This is a genomic window from Streptomyces sp. NBC_01410 (assembly GCF_045040195.1).
In the GTDB taxonomy this organism is placed as follows: Bacteria; Actinomycetota; Actinomycetes; order Streptomycetales; family Streptomycetaceae; genus Streptomyces.
This window is the reverse complement of sequence record NZ_CP109530.1, coordinates 7,846,120-7,860,432: the sequence shown is the minus strand read 5'-3', so window position 1 is coordinate 7,860,432 and position 14,313 is coordinate 7,846,120. Positions and strand designations below refer to the sequence as shown.

Genomic DNA, 14,313 nt, shown 5'->3' with positions numbered 1-14,313 from the left:
AGCGGCGCGTTGGCTCGGCAGGGGTCATCCGGCGAGCTGCGTGGCGTACAGGTCGAAACTGCGGCCGTCCCGGTAGCGCTCCAGCACCTCGGCGATGACGGTGCCGGTGACCTGGTCGGGCAGTTCGGGCACCGGCACGCCCAGCCTGCGGCCGATCCGGCTCAGGGCGAGCACCGCCCAGGAGGGGTCGTCGAGGAAGGAGCCGGTGCCGTCCTGGCCCTGCCGGACGCCCAGGCAGGAGGCGGCGGCGAGCAGGAGTGCGTAGCGGTCGGCCAGGACGCATGCCTTCGGGTCGGCGAACAGCGCCCGGCCGCGGCCGGGCAGCGCCGCGCACTCCTCGCGCAGCGAGCGCACCTCCTGGACGAACGATTCGGCAAGATCCGACAGTGCCGCCCAGACCGGTCCGGCCGAGCGCAGCGGGCCGAGACGTTCGGCGACGGCGACCAGCGCCGCGGTGATCCGGTCCTCGGTTCCGGAGACCGTCAGCCTGCGGTAGTCGAACGGTGGCAACGGGGCCTCGGGCCGGAACAGTTCGGCGGGCGGCTCGGGCGAGTGGAACCAGGAGGTGCGGGCCAGCGTGCGCAGTTGGGGCACGAGGACCGCCTGGCAGGCGGCGGTGCCCGCATGTCCGAGACCGGCCACCGGCAGGTCCCGCACCAGTTTCTGGAATCCGCCGTAGCGCGGTCCGCGATCGTAGCCGCGGGCACCGAGCGCGGTGGCCAGTTCTTCGAGGTCCTCGCGGAGCAGGTCGGGCATCGTGTACTTGACGGCCGCCGCGAGCAGATGGGCGCTGTCGGGCAGCAGGCTCAGGGCGCGAAGCCCGGTGACGGCCATGCTGTCGCAGGCCAGCAGATCCGCGAACACCCCCGCGAGCACCCGGTGCCAGCGACGGGCGGGCAGCCCGTTGGGGCGGTTCTCGGTGGCTGCCCGCACGGCGTGCCGCAGGACGCTGTCCACCCCTGCGATCACCACGCCGGGGATCAGGCAGCGGTTGACCTGGAAGGTACGCAGGGCGAGCAGGACACCCTCGCCGAGGCCGCCGACGAGGGTGTCCTGCGGCACAGGGCAGTCGGCGAACGCGATTCCCGAGAAGCGGCTGCTGCGCATTCCTGCGGTGTCGACGCGCGCGAGGCGCCGCAACCCGCCGGGCCGAAGCCGTTCCGGATCGAGCAGCAGTACGGAATGGCTGCCCGGGCCGGTGGTGGGCGCGGTGCGTGCGTACATGACGAAGGCGTCGGCCCGGTCGGCGTTGATGACGACGTCCTTGCGGCCGCCGAGCGTGAAGCCGCCGCCGGGGGCGGGGCGTGCGGTGAACTCGTCGCGCAGGATGGCGTTCGCGTGCGCGAGTTCCCGGTGCAGGATCGAGGCGCGGCCGCCGTCAAGCAGCAGCCGTGCGGTGTCCGTGCGCTGACGGGCGTCGCCCTCGGCCCACACGGCGGAGGCCGCGAACAGCGACGTGATGCCGAAACCGAAGCCGAGGGCGGCATCGCGGCGGAAGACCGGGCGCAGGATGCGGGCCAGGTCGTCCGCTCCGGCCAGCCTGCCGCCGAGGTCCTGGGGCACGAACTCGGCGGCGAGATGGGCATCGGCCAGCAACTGCTCGGTGGCTTCGGGCACCTCACGCCGTTCGTCCGCACCCAGCAGTGCGGTGTGGCCGTGCGGGTTGGCGGGGTCGAGCGGATCGCCGAGCAGTGCTTCCAGGCGCGCGGCCCGCTCGGGAGCGGCGGCCGGGGGGCCGGCAGCACCGGGCTGCCGGCCGGCGGGCGTGCCGAAACAGGCGGCTGCGGTCACAGGACCCGGACCGCACTCTCCGCATGCTGCTTGGCCAGCGCCAGCATGAGGGTGCCGGCCCGGCCTAGGTCCTCGCGCACCCGGCGGCGGGCCGCGGCCAGTCCGGCGCCCTCGCCGAGCATCCGCTCGATGTCCGCCTCGTTCAGGACGACTTGGTGCTGCGCGGTGACCGTCACACCCGTCGCGTCGGGTTCGACCGACCACTCCCCGGTGTGGGCCGCCATCAGGGCGGGTGGCGCCGTCTGCTTGTAGACGATGCGCCCGGCGTGCGGGAAGCAGATCCGCACCGATTCGGTGGTGTGAAGCTCCCCGTCGGCTCCGGACGCGTCCATGGACATCACCTGCACGCCCGGCGCTTGTTCGGTCAGCTCGACGCGGCGGACGTGCGGGGCGAGCTCCGGCCAGTCGCCGGCCCGGTAGAGGAAGTCGTAGACGAGCTCGGCGGGGCCGTTGACCCGTACGGAGTCCTCGAAGAGGAGCACCAGGTCGTCCAGGCGCGTCCACCTCTCGGCCACGTCCTTGAGGCGGTCCAGCTGGGCACGGCTGTTGGTGTCGGTCGCCCCCTGCACCCAGGCCACCTTGTCGGCCGCGTCCCCGGGGACGACGAAGTCGTGCAGCAGGGTCAGCTGCGAGCGATCGCCTCCGCGCGCCTCGACGATCCAGGTGCCGCCCATGGACTCGACGGACGAGGCGGGTACCTGCTGGCGGAAGTCCACCCGGCGCAGCTCCGGGTCGAGCGACCGGACCGAGGTCCATGACGTGACCCGGCCGTTGGCGGTGGCCCAGATGCGCAGGCGCTCGTGGGTTCCGTCGAATTCGAGCTGCTCGACATGGATGCTGGGCGGGAAGAACAGCGGCCACCGTACGGTGTCGGCGATCAGCCCGTACAGCACTCCGGCCGGAGCGGCCACCTCGACCCGGTGGCTCGTACGGTGCACGCGCGTGTCCGACATGTGCAACACCCCTCTCGAGTCGGATGAGTTCGCCGGAGCGGGGGCGGGCGTCAGCGAGCCCGCCGGGGACGTCCGGCTCGTCCCGGCCGGTGCGCGGGGCGGCGCCCGGCCGGGTTCGCGGCCTGTGCGCACCCCGGTTGCAGTCGGCTCGTCATGGGGTGTCTCTGTCCGCGAAGGCCACGGTTTTTACCTTGCCATTGACCTTGTCTCGACCGGGTCGAAGAACGGACGAGGACGGCTCAAGCACCGGTGGAGGGCCATCGGCGGGCGTCAGCGACACCCGCGGGGAGCGGTCCAGCCGCAGCGCGGTGAGTGCTTCGTCGAGGGTCCGACCGCTCAACGGGGTGCCGTGCGCGGCCAGATAGCCGTCGGGCCTGATGAGCGCCCAGCCGCCGGGCACGAGGCCCAGCGCGGCGCACAGGGCTCCGTCCGGATCGGGCAGCGGGGCCGGGCCCGCCCAGCCGTACCCGCCCACGGTGCGCACCGACAGCCAGGCGCCGTGCCGGGCGGCCGCGTCGGCGGCGGCCCGTGCGGGTTCACCGGCCCGGCCGCGCCCGTCGGCCGCGGTCAGCAGGGTCCAGCGCACGTCGCGCAGTTCCTCGAGCAGGGCGCGCGCTCCCGCGCTCAGCGGATCCCCGGCGGTGGCGAAGGCGATGCGGAATCCGGGGCGGCAGTGCGGAGGTGGCGCCGGCCTGCCGGAGGGCTGGAGGCTCAGGGAGCTGCGCTCATAGTGCAGGCGCAGCCCCGACATGGAGCCGAGCACCTTGCGCTGGATGGCACTGCGCAGCGCCGGGACCCTGCGTACGACGGCGAAGACGGCGGGCAGCGCCACCGAGGCGAGGATGTTCTTGAACTGGACGAGGAACGTGGCCGTGCGGGTGGAGCCAAGCAGCTTTCGTCCGACGGGAACCCGCTCCTCGCTGTAGGTGTCCAGCAACTCCCGCCCGGCATGCCCCTGTTCGACCATGGCGAGCTTCCAGGCGAGGTTGTACGCCTCCTGGATACCGGTGTTCATTCCCTGGCCGGAGGCCGGGCTGTGCACATGTGCGGCGTCGCCGGCGACGAAGACACGGCCCTCGTGCATGCGCGGGACCATGCGCTGCTGGAAGGTGAAGACCGACGTCCACTCTGGTTCGCCGACCTGCACCTCATGGCCGAGGCCGCGGGAGAGACGGGCGGAGAAGCGCTCGGCCACGTCCCGCTCACCGTGTTGGCCGGGTGCCGTCTCCAGCAGGCGCCAGCGCCCTTCGCTCGCGTAGGGCACCATCATCATGGCCCCGGTGCCGGTGTGCACCCAATAGATACTGTCGGGCGCCAGGTCCGTGGTGACCGGTGCGTCGGCGAGCATCCAGGTGTCGCGGCTCTCGCCGATCAGCGGCAGCCCGAGACCTTTGCGCACGGTGCTGTGCCCGCCGTCGCAGCCGATGAGCCAGGGCACCTCGCACAGTTCCTCGGCGCCGTCGGACCGCCGCAGAACGGCTCGTACCGACGTCTCGTCCTGCTCGAAGGACGCCAGACGCACACCCCACTCGACCTCGACGCCGAGCCGGGCGACGGCCGCGCGCAGCACGGCCTCCGTGCGGGTCTGCTCGATGATGACGGTGTACGGGTACCGGGTGGGCATCGAGGCGTAGTCGGCGTCGAGCCGGACCAGGCGGCGGCCCTTGGCGTACATGGTGAACGCCTCGTTGCGGCGCCCCTGTTCGAGGATCGGGCCGGCCGTGCCCATCTGGTCGAAGGTCTCCAGGGTGCGCGGGTGGACGGCGACGGCCCGGCTGGTGCGGGCCGGGCCCGCCGCGGCGTCGATCAGGCGCACCCGCAGGCCGCGACGGGCGAGTTCGTGGGCCGCACTCAGGCCGACGGGACCGGCGCCGACGACCAGGACCTGAAGGTCACCGGACACCGGCTGCCTCCGGACCGGCCTCGTCCTGCGCGTCCACCGGCTCGTACATCCCGGGCTCGGCGCTCACCAGCGGCCTGAGCTCGGCCAGCAGCTGCTGGAAGCCTTCGGTGGCGAAGGCCGTGCGGTGGGCCGCGGCGTCCTGCCAGGTCGCGATCTCCAGGTACACATGCCCTTCGCCGAGCCGGCGCAGGTGCTGGTGGCCGACATAGCCGGGCTGGGCCGCCATGTAGGCCGTGAGCCGGTTCCTGACGGCCAGGAAGGTCTCGTGGTCGCCGTGCACGGTCAGCTTGTTGACGAAGGTCGCCATGTCCTGTCTCCTGCGGGTCGGTGGTGCGCGATGGGTGGGCGTGAGGCTCATGCGCCGGTCGGGCTCAGGCGGCGCTTTCGGCAGCGGCCCGGGCGTGCAGCTGCTGTCTCAGCTCCAGACGCCGGGGCTTGCCGACGGGAGTGCGGGGGACGGCGTCGAGCGTCTCGACGCGGCGGATCTGCTCGAAGGACGCCAGCTGCGCATTGGCTTTCTCGGTGATCGAGTCCAGGATGTCGAGCACGGAGCACCAGCGCTGTCCGGCGTCCTGGTGCAGCACGATGCCCGCCCAGACGACGGCGCCGTGCACGGGGTCGGGCCAGCCGGAGACGACACAGTCGGCCACGCGCGGGTCCTCGGCGAGGATCCGCTCGACGGCGGTCGGCGAGACGAGTTCGTTGTCGTACTTGAACACGTCGCCGAGCCGGTCCACCAGGAACAGCGCACCGTCCTCGTCGAGATATCCGACGTCGCCGGTGGCGAACCAGCCGTCCGCGTCCGTCCTGGAGGGCTCGTTCTCGTCCAGGTATCCGGCCATCAGCTGCGGCCCGCGCACGTGCACCTCGCCGGTCGTGTACACGCCGACTCGTTCCCCCGTCCCGAGGTCCACGATGCGGCATTCGGTGCCGGGCACGGCGGGCCCGACGCAGCCCCTGCGCGATCCGTCCCCGGGCCGCTGGCTGTGGGACAGCGGGGAGAGTTCGGCCAGGCCGTAGCCCTGGATGACGGGGACGCCGAGCAGATCGCGCAGCCGCCGGGCGGTGGCGTCGGCGAGCGCGTTGCCGCCGGAGAGCACGGCGGTCAGCCGCGGTCCGGCGGGCACGCCCTCCGGGCGGCTCTCAAGGCGCGGGTCGGCGGCCAGCCGGTGCAGCCGTGCGGGCAGCCCGTAGTAGTGGGTGGCGCCGGTGCGGGCGGCCAGTGCCAGCGAGGCCACCGGGTCCGGATCGCGGCACAGGATCTGCGTGGCGCCCGCGTACAGCGCCGAGTTGAGGTGCATCACGTGGTACAGGGGCAGATGGTTGAAGGTCACGGACTGGGGGCCCAGGGCGTGGGCATGGACGGTCTGCGCGGCGTTCGCCACCAGGTTGCGGTGGGTCAGGCGCACACCCTTGGGCCGGCCGGTGGTTCCGGTGGTGAACTGCACGCAGGCGACGGCGCCGGGGGCCGCGGCGCCCCGGCGGCGGGCGCCCGTACCTTCGGGCACCGCGTCGAGAGCTGCCTGCAACGGCACCGCGTCGCCCGGGACCACACCGTCCTCGGCGTCGGTGACGACGATCGTGCGCAGCTGCGGCAGTGACTCCCTCAGTTTCACGAGGAGTTCGGCTGTCGCAGCCGGTACGAAGGCCACCTCGATGCCCGCCGCGGCGAAGACGTGGTGCAACACCGCTTGTCTGACCAGCGGGTTGACGAGCACGGCGACATTGCCGCCGCGCACGGTGCCGTAGAAGGCGGCGGGGAAGGCGGGGTCGAGGACGTTGGCCACACCGATCGCCGCCTCGCGCCGGCCGACCGTGTGCTCCAGGTAGCGGGCGATGCGGTCGGCACGGTCGTCGAGTTCGGCGTGGTCGACGGTGTCCGACTCGGTGACCAGGGCGGCTTTTCCGGGGTGGCGGATGGCGGCCCGGCGCAGCAGCCCGTCCAGCGGCAGTTCTGGATAGGTGAACGACGGCATGGGCTCAGACCTCCTGCTCCCGACGGCTAAGGGGGGTGTCTTTCGGATCTTGCCGGGCTCGCGTGCCCTGGCACGCACGCTCGCCGCGTTGTCGTCAGTCGCCGACGCTCCGCGTCGGCTCCTTCCTCCGCCTTGCAACTGCACGCACCAGACCCCGCTCACTGATCCGGCCTGATCCAAAAGACACCCCCATAGCCCTCACGGTCGGCCGGGGTGCTTGAGGAATCTTCGAAGGCGGCTCGATCGGCGTCCTGGACAGTGGCGCCAACCGACGGAACGGAGACGCCATGACTGTGCGGAGCGAGGCCGAGGCCCTGCGGCCCACCGACGCGTTCGCAGCCCTCTATGCGCAGGTGCAGCAGTTCTACGCACACCAGATGCAGTTGCTGGACGCCGGCGAGGCCGAACGGTGGGCGGCGACCTTCACCGAGGACGCCCGCTTCGACGTACCGACGCTGCCCAAGCCGGTGCACGGCCGCCCCGGTCTGGTCATCGCCGCGCAACGCAGCGCCGACGCACTCGCCGAGGCGGGTGAGCGGCACCGCCACTTCATCGGCATGCTCGATCTGACCGAGCGCCCGGACGGGGTGCTGGACGTACGCGCCTACACGATCGTGTACGCCTCCAGGATCGGCGGCGGCTGCCGGGTGCACAGGGTGTGTGTCTGCACCGATGTGCTGGTGCGCAGCGGCGACGAGCTGCATGTGCGCACGCGTACGGTCACCCGCGACGATTTCCCGTAAGAGGACACGCATCGGCACCCCGGGCTGTGATGCTCGGGGTGCCGGTCGGGCGAGGCAGTCAGGCGTGGCAGTCGGGCAGCCGGCCGTGGTAGTCGATCATTTCCCCGAACAGGGCGCCCACATCCAGCGGGGAGCCGGGGGCCGCGCCCCGCACCTCGGCGTAGGCGCGAGCCAGATTGGGCACCAGGCGCTCCGGGTCGATCAGTTCGGCGTACGGTCCCAGGTCGGTCTCACGGGCGAGCTGCAGCGGCGTCAGACCGGCCGCACATCCCCGCTCGGCGAGCCGCTGGATCCAGCGGAAGTACGCCTCGTTGGCGTCGAACAGGCCTGGGCCGCCGACCGGTCCGTGTCCCGGCACCACCACCTCGGCGCCGAGGGCGCGCAGCCGGTCCAGGGCGTCGAGCGACCCGGAGACCGAGCCCATGACGCAGAAGGGCGTGACGCCCGCCATCAGCACGTCTCCGGTGAACAGCACCCGCTGTTCGGGCAGCCAGACGACCGTGTCGTTGGTGGTGTGTGCGGCCGGGCCGATGTGCAGCAGCTCGACGCGTACGCCGCCGATGTGCAGGGTCAGCGCGTCGCGGTAGGTCACCTGGGGCAGCGCGAGTTCGAGGTCGCCCCAGCACACGTCCGGCCACAGCCCGGCCAGGTGCAGTCCGTGTTCGGCCATGTCGCTGCGGGTGCCTTCGTGGGCGACGATCAGGGCTTCGGGGAAGACGAAGTTGCCGAAGACGTGATCGCCGTGGAAGTGGGTGTTGACCAGGGTGCGCGGCGGCGTGGGCACACGGCGCAGCACCGCCTCGCGCAGCCGCCGGGCGCGGCGCTCGGTCGCCACGGTGTCGATGAGCACGCTCTGTCCGTCGTCGCCGACGACGAGGCCCGCGTTGTTCAGGCACCAGCCCCCGGGCGGCTGTACGTGGGCGAAGACCCCGTCGGCGACCTCCTGCGTCCGCAGGGCGCCGGTAACCGTCGCGGTCATCGCGGCCTCACCCCCACGCCGGGAACGGCGGTGTGCCGATAGGCCTCTCCCGCGCTTGCGTAGGTCACCACACCCGTCACAGCGCCAACTCCCGTCGCCTCGGCCCGGAATGCGGCCCGGAACGCCCCGGCCCGGGCCTGCTGAACTGCAGCGTGACCGCCCCGCCTGGGAGCCGCCTCGAAGACAACTGGACCCGGCCGGCCTCGGCTGCCTCCAGCCGTGCTCCAGCCGGTGCGGGAAAGCTCATCCCGGAGGATCTCGTCGTGGAATCCGGCGAGCCGCGGCCGCAATGCCGCCCGTGACCGGCGTTCCTGACGGAGCGCCAGGCGCGTGGCACCGGGGAGCGTCCCCCCTTCCCGGCGCCGCACGCCACCCGGCCGCCCCCGTGGCTCCTGACGACCACGCGGGCGGCCGGAACTCTGCCCCGCGCCGCCGTCGCTCGCGCGCCGTCGCCCGCGACGCCTATGCGGCAGCCCCCACCGGCACGAGGAAACCCGGACGTCGCCCCCCGCCACGGCCCGTACGACCCGGTGCCGCCAGCGCTCCCAGAAACGCGGCGGCCGTATCGGTGCTCGTCAGGGTGTTCAGCAGCAGCGCCCATGCCTCTTCCTGCTGGGCCCAGCCGTTGCCGAAACGGTCGGTGAGAGCGTCGCGTACGGCTCCGTGCCAGGGCCCGGCCGCCAGGTGGGAGCGCCGGTTGAGGATGCGGGGCTGGCGAAGCAGCAGCAGCTCGGGCGCCATCCGCAGCCCCGTACGCTCGGCGACCGCTGCCGCCGCGTCGAGCGCGGCGTCCGCGCTGCGGCATTCGCCGATGGCCGCGTCCAGAGCCAGGTCGACCGCCGACAGCCCACGGCAGAAGCGCTCGTGCTCGGCGAGGAAGCGGGCCGCGGACACCGCGGTGTGCTCCTCCAGGCCGAGCCGGACGAGCAGCTCGGGCGAGTGGACCCGGTGCACGAGCAGCAGGGCCCAGCCCGCGGAGCGCAGGGGGTCGAGGGCCCACCGTTCAGCCAGAGGCGCGTGTTTGGGGCGCAGCGCGTGTTCGGTCAGGGCGGCGATGTGCCGCTGCAGTTGCCGCACCGTGGCGGGGGTGACCTGCGTGGGCGCGGACAGCAACGAGAAGCCCGGCATGCGGACGGGAGTGGCCCGCGGCACGGTGCCGGGCCTGCGGATCAGCTTGACCTTGTGGGTGGGCGGCAGCAGTCCGTGGCCGCGGGCCTCTGCGACGAGGCCGGCGAGCAGTTCGTTCAGCCGGGGCAGCCCGTGCCCCGCGGGTGCGGCGGACCGGCACAACGGCTCACCGTGCATCAGCCAGCGCCAGTTGTGCTCAGCGGCGCCGTCGCTCAGTCCCGCCGTACGCGCCCATGATTCGGCGATGGGAGCCAAGTCCGGTACGGGCTCGGACACTTCGGCCAGCAGGCGCAGTGTGCCGGGCGGCAGCGGGCGGAGCCGGCCGGTGGCCCACCAGGGCTGTCCGTCGGCGGCGCGGCGGCGAGCCGACAGCCACTGCCAGGTGGCCTCCACGAGCTCCCCGGCCTCGCCGCGCAGTCGTACGCAGGAAGCCAGGCGGGCGTCCTCGTCGGTCTCCAGGGCGAATATCGCGGAAGGGGTCGGCGGCGCGGTGTCGCCGGTGAGTTCGGCGACCAGCCGGGTCAGCCCCAGAAAGGCGATCTCGTCGCCGAGCCGGCGGGCCCGCCGCACGGCGGGCTCGGGGTCGCACCCGGCAAGACCGGCGCCTTCCAGCTGCAGATCGGCCAGCAGATCCTCGATGTCTTCGACCGTGGCACCCTCGTCGCCGCCCGGGACGGACAGTTCGGCGAAGGCTCCGAAGTTCTCGTCCTCGGGATGCACGACGGCTTCGTCGAAGCCGTCGATCCCCAGGCCCGCCCGGGTGTGCGCGGTCGAAGCCCTGCGCCCCTGCGGCCACTTCCTGCTCTGGTCACGGGTCATCGTCGTCCCTCCTCCCGCCCCGGCGCCGGGCCCGGCGGGTGCTCAGAAGTGTGTGGCGGTGTGTTCGAGCCGGGCTCGACCCCGTCTCGAAGCTGTGCCGAGCGGCGGGCCGGACAGTGACGGGAACCGGCCCGGTCCCGCGACGAGGGAGTGATGTCAGACGTGAAAGCCTCCTTCCTCCGCCGCCTGCTCACCGCGCTGTGCCGCGGTCTGGTGGCTCTGGGCATGCAGCACACGGGCGGGGAGCCGGGGCACCCGTACCCTCCACTGCCGCCCGAGCGTGCGCCCGAGCTCAAGGGCCCGCCCGCGCGCCACCCGGAGCGGCTGCGCCCGGACATTCCGCTGAGCCCGCTGGAGCAGGCGCTTCAGCGGGAGCTCGAAGCGGGCTGAACAACGCTCGCGGAGGCGGTCCGGGCGCCGGCGAGCGCGCGGACCACGTGCGGCACCGCCGCGGCCTCGTGCTCGCGGTGCACGACGAAGCGCACCCGGCCGTGGTCGAGGGGCAGCACCAGTACCCCATGCGCCGCCAGCCGCCGCTGCAACTCGGCGGCGTCGAGCCCGGCCAGCCGGACCGTCACGATGTTCGTCCGCCGGGCCGGTACGGCAACGTCCGCAGCCCGCACCGAAGCCAGTCCGGCCGCCAGCGCGGCAGCAAGCGCGTGGTCGTCGGCCAGCCGGGGCAGGCGTCGCAGTGCAACAAGACCCGCCGCCGCCACAACGCCCGCCTGGTGCATGGTGCCGCCGAGCTGAAGACGCAGCTCACGGGAGCGGTCCACGAAGGCGGCGCTCCCGCACAGCAGCGAGCCGACCGGTGCGCCCAGACCTTTGGCCAGACAGAAGGTGACACTGTCCGCGGCGGCCGCCAGGGTCTTTACGGATACCTGCCGGGCGACCGCCGCGTTGGCGAGCCGGGCACCGTCGAGGTGGACATGGGCCCCGTACCGCCGTGCGAGGGCGGCCAGGCTCCATGTGGTTGCCGCGTCCTGGGCGTTGCCCGTCTGGAGCATGCAGGTGTTCTCCAGGGAGACGATCAGCGGCTGCCCGCGGCTGTCGTCGAGTGCCCGGGTGTACGCGGCCGGCTCGGGAGTTCCGTCGTCGCGCTGTGCCACCCCGACGAGCCGCACGCCGCCGAAACGGCGCATGGCCGTGCTCTCGAAGCGGGCGATGTGGGTGTCCCCGCCGGTGACGAGACGAGTGTGCGCGGCAGGTGCGGCGGGTGCGGCAGCCAGGACCGCGACGAGGTTGGCCATGGTGCTGCTCGGCAGGAACAGAGCCGCGCCTTTGCCGGTGAGCCCGGCGCCCTCCGCCTCCAGCGCCAGGACGGCCGGGTCGTCCCCGTACGCGTCGTCTCCCACCTCGGCCTCGGCCATGGCGGCCCGCATCGCCGCGTCGGGACGCGTGCGGGTGTCGCTGCGGAAGTCGAGGCACAGTGGCTGGTCGTTCACCGGCCCACCTCCGGCAGGTGCGGCTGCCCGGCGTGGGCGATCCAGACGGCGCGGGTGTGGGTGTACTGGTCGGCGGCGTGCACGCCCAGTTCGCGGCCGTAGCCGCTGTGGCCCATTCCCCCGACGCTGATGGTCTCGTCCGTGTCGCCCCAGGTGTTGAACCAGAGCAGTCCGGCCCGCAGTTGCCGGGCCAGCCGCTCGGTGCGGCCGCTGTCCGCGGTCCACACGGAGGCGGACAGGCCGTAGTCGGTGTCGTGGGCCAGGTTCAGCGCCTCGTCCTCGCTGTGGAAGGTCCGTACCGCTAGCACCGGGCCGAACAGCTCCTGGCGCCAGGCCGGGCTGGTCGTGCTCACCTGGTCGAGGACGACCGGGTTGACGTAGAAGCCCTGGCCGCACGCGCCGGGAAGGCTCGGCCGCAGCGCGCTGCGGCCGGGCGGGAGAAGCGCCGATGCGCCCTGTGCCACGGCCTCGTCGACCGCCGCGGCGACCCGGTCAACGGCCTGCCGGGTGATCAGCGGCCCGAGCTGCGTGCCCGGGTCGTCGGTCGGGCCCAGGGTCCGTGAGCCCGCCCGGGCGGCGATCTCCCGTACGAAGTCGGTGTGCACGGACTCGTGGACGACGAGCCGGGAGGCGGCGACGCACATCTGGCCGGAGTTGCCGGTGAATGCCTCCACGGCCGCCTCGGCGGCAGCGTCCAGATCCGCGTCGGGGAAGACCACGAGCGGGTTCTTGCCGCCGAGTTCGAGTGAGACGCGCTTGACTCCGGCCGCGCAGCGCCGTGCCACGTCGCGCCCGGCGGCCGTTGAGCCGGTGAAGGAGACCGCTGCGATGCCGGGCAGTTCGCACAGCAGCTGCCCCACCTCGCTGCCGCCGTAGACGGCGCTGAGCACATGGGGCGGGAGGACCTCGCCGGCCGTCTCCACCAACAGGCGTACGGACAGTGGGGTTTCGGGTGCGGGCTTGACGACCACGGCATTGCCGTACGCCAGGGCGGCGGCTGCTTTCCAGGACGCCATGAGCAGTGGGTAGTTGGCCGGGCAGACGGCGGCGCACACGCCCAGCGGCACCCGGTCCGTATAGGCCCGCAGACCCGGCGCGGACGGGTGAACCTCGCCCGCGGGGTGCAGCGCCGCATGGGCGAACCAGCGGAACGCGCGGACGGCGAAGTCCACTTCCCCGCCCACACGTCCGACGGGTTTACCCGCGCCCCGGCGCTCCCGCTCGATGAGTTCCTCCCGGCGCTCCTGGACGAGATCCGCGAGCCGGTGCAGGCGCTCGGAGCGGTGGCGGGGCCCGGCCGTGTTCCAGGCGACCTGGGCCGTGGCGGCGAGCCGCACCGTCCGGGCGCATTCGTCCGCCGTGCTGTCGGGCAGGACGTCGAAGCACTCCCCGGTGGACGGGTCGTACAGCGGTCGTCCCAGGCGGCTACCCGGCGGGGCGGCGATCAGTGAGGCGGCCGTGGAGCTCACAGCACGGCCCCCCGACCCGCCAGAAGGGAGCAGGACAGCAGGGTGTCCAGGCAGCCGAGAGCGAACTCCTTGTCCAGTCCCTGGCCGGCGCTGCTCAGTAGCTTGCCCTCCACCCCCAGGGACGGGTCCTGCCAGACGGCGTCGAACGGGCCGACCGCCGGATCCACGAAGGCCATATGCACCGACCGGCCCCGGACGCGAGTCTCCTGCGTGCGGGCCGGGTGCTTCTCACGCTCCGGTGGATAGGGCATCCGTCCGGCGCCCGGGCGCTGCAGGACCAGCCGCAGCTCGCCGCCGCCCGCCTCACTCGTGTAGATCACTTCGAGTTCCCGCGCGCCCTCTCCGGCGGTGAAGACCGCGGCGCTGTCCGGTGCGAAGCCGCCCAGTTCGCCGGGGAGGCCCTGAGCCGCGAGAAAGGACGGGAGTTCCGCGGTGGGCACCCAGTCCCCCTCGTGCGGGCGATCGCGCCGGTGGAAGAAGTACAGCCCGGTCGGCACCGAGATCATGTCGGTGGTGTGCCTGGCCCAGTACGAGAGCTCACTGAACGGCGTACGCACGATACGCGCCGGGGCCTCCGCGTCGGCCGGCCGCAGCGCCCGGTACAGCTCCACCAGCTCCTCGTCGGTGAACTCGCCTTCCAGCACGGACAGTTCGACCGTCGTACGGCTCATGCGCGCGGAGGCGGCGCGGTGCCCGAGGTAGTCGGTGCCCAGCCAGACCACACGCCCCGCACCGATGGGGAAGGGACGGGTCTCGCTGCCCCACAGGCAGGGGTGGTCGGCGGCGGGGAAGGCCCAGTCGTACAGGAACTGCTTGAGCCGCAGCCGGCGCCCGCCGCCGCTGATCTCGGTGCGGTACGCGGCCGGGTTGGCATCGGACCACGGGGTACGGCCGGCGCTCGCGTCGGTGCGGCCTGGCGGGGCTTCCTTGCGCAGGGTGCCGACCGCCGCGTCGCATCCGCCGGGCAGTTCGGCGGGGTGCCACAGTGTGAAGTTGCACCACGGCTGGGCTTGTTGGGGTGCCAGTCGGGGCGGCGCGTCCTCCAGTTCGGCCGCGTCGGCGACCGTGTTCCACTGCCAGGTATGGGTCGACGCCATGGGTGTTTCT

The 14,313-nt window shown here is 72.9% G+C and carries 12 protein-coding genes; 2 read left to right on the top strand and 10 right to left on the bottom strand.

The window, feature by feature from the left end; translation table 11 throughout:
- Nucleotides 1-24: 24 nt before the first annotated feature.
- The 5 genes from OG741_RS35700 to OG741_RS35680 form a co-directional block, all read right to left on the bottom strand.
- Entirely contained in the window at nt 25-1,791 is a 1,767-nt protein-coding gene (locus tag OG741_RS35700) for an acyl-CoA dehydrogenase (RefSeq protein ID WP_405604659.1), read from the bottom strand.
- Complete coding sequence (locus tag OG741_RS35695) at nt 1,788-2,744, bottom strand: aromatase/cyclase (protein WP_405604657.1); 957 nt, start codon at nt 2,742-2,744, stop codon at nt 1,788-1,790. Before OG741_RS35695 ends, OG741_RS35700 begins: the two co-directional genes overlap by 4 nt.
- A 151-nt stretch (nt 2,745-2,895) precedes the next feature.
- Nucleotides 2,896-4,647 carry an FAD-dependent oxidoreductase gene (locus OG741_RS35690; protein WP_405604655.1) on the bottom strand — a complete coding sequence of 584 codons (1,752 nt, stop codon included), beginning with the start codon at nt 4,645-4,647 and terminating at the stop codon, nt 2,896-2,898.
- Nucleotides 4,637-4,954, bottom strand: a complete 318-nt coding sequence (locus OG741_RS35685; RefSeq protein ID WP_405604653.1) for an antibiotic biosynthesis monooxygenase family protein — start codon at nt 4,952-4,954, stop codon at nt 4,637-4,639. The genes OG741_RS35690 and OG741_RS35685 overlap by 11 nt, the downstream gene beginning before the upstream one ends.
- Nucleotides 4,955-5,018: 64 nt before the next feature.
- A complete protein-coding gene (locus OG741_RS35680; protein WP_405604651.1) occupies nt 5,019-6,623 on the bottom strand; it encodes a class I adenylate-forming enzyme family protein in 1,605 nt (534 codons plus the stop codon).
- Nucleotides 6,624-6,910: 287 nt separating this feature from the next.
- Here OG741_RS35680 and OG741_RS35675 point away from each other — a divergent pair, with 287 nt between their 5' ends.
- Nucleotides 6,911-7,366 carry a nuclear transport factor 2 family protein gene (locus tag OG741_RS35675; protein WP_405604649.1) on the top strand — a complete coding sequence of 152 codons (456 nt, stop codon included), beginning with the start codon at nt 6,911-6,913 and terminating at the stop codon, nt 7,364-7,366.
- Nucleotides 7,367-7,424: 58 nt separating this feature from the next.
- On the opposite strand, the gene OG741_RS35670 is transcribed toward OG741_RS35675, so the two are convergent.
- The gene (locus OG741_RS35670; protein WP_405604647.1) at nt 7,425-8,345 is read right to left on the bottom strand and encodes an MBL fold metallo-hydrolase; all 921 of its coding nucleotides are present in this window, start codon (nt 8,343-8,345) and stop codon (nt 7,425-7,427) included.
- Nucleotides 8,346-8,807: 462 nt separating this feature from the next.
- Nucleotides 8,808-10,292, bottom strand: coding sequence for a hypothetical protein (locus OG741_RS35665; protein WP_405604645.1), 1,485 nt, complete (start codon nt 10,290-10,292; stop codon nt 8,808-8,810).
- 153 nt (nt 10,293-10,445) lie between these two features.
- On the opposite strand from OG741_RS35665, the gene OG741_RS35660 reads away from it, so the two are divergent.
- Nucleotides 10,446-10,682 (top strand): DUF6059 family protein, encoded by a 237-nt coding sequence (locus OG741_RS35660; protein ID WP_405604643.1) that lies wholly within the window; start codon nt 10,446-10,448, stop codon nt 10,680-10,682.
- On the opposite strand, the gene OG741_RS35655 is transcribed toward OG741_RS35660, so the two are convergent.
- Genes OG741_RS35655 through OG741_RS35645 form a run of 3 tightly spaced genes read right to left on the bottom strand, consistent with a single transcriptional unit; the run spans nt 10,658 to nt 14,303 of the window.
- The gene (locus OG741_RS35655) at nt 10,658-11,737 is read right to left on the bottom strand and encodes a threonine aldolase family protein (protein WP_405604641.1); all 1,080 of its coding nucleotides are present in this window, start codon (nt 11,735-11,737) and stop codon (nt 10,658-10,660) included. The two genes, OG741_RS35660 and OG741_RS35655, sit on opposite strands and share 25 nt — an antisense overlap.
- Entirely contained in the window at nt 11,734-13,206 is a 1,473-nt protein-coding gene (locus OG741_RS35650) for an aldehyde dehydrogenase family protein (protein ID WP_405604639.1), read from the bottom strand. The genes OG741_RS35655 and OG741_RS35650 overlap by 4 nt, the downstream gene beginning before the upstream one ends.
- On the bottom strand, nt 13,203-14,303 hold the full coding sequence (locus OG741_RS35645; protein WP_405604637.1) for a hypothetical protein: 1,101 nt from the start codon (nt 14,301-14,303) through the stop codon (nt 13,203-13,205). The genes OG741_RS35650 and OG741_RS35645 overlap by 4 nt, the downstream gene beginning before the upstream one ends.
- Between the last annotated feature and the right edge of the window lie 10 nt (nt 14,304-14,313).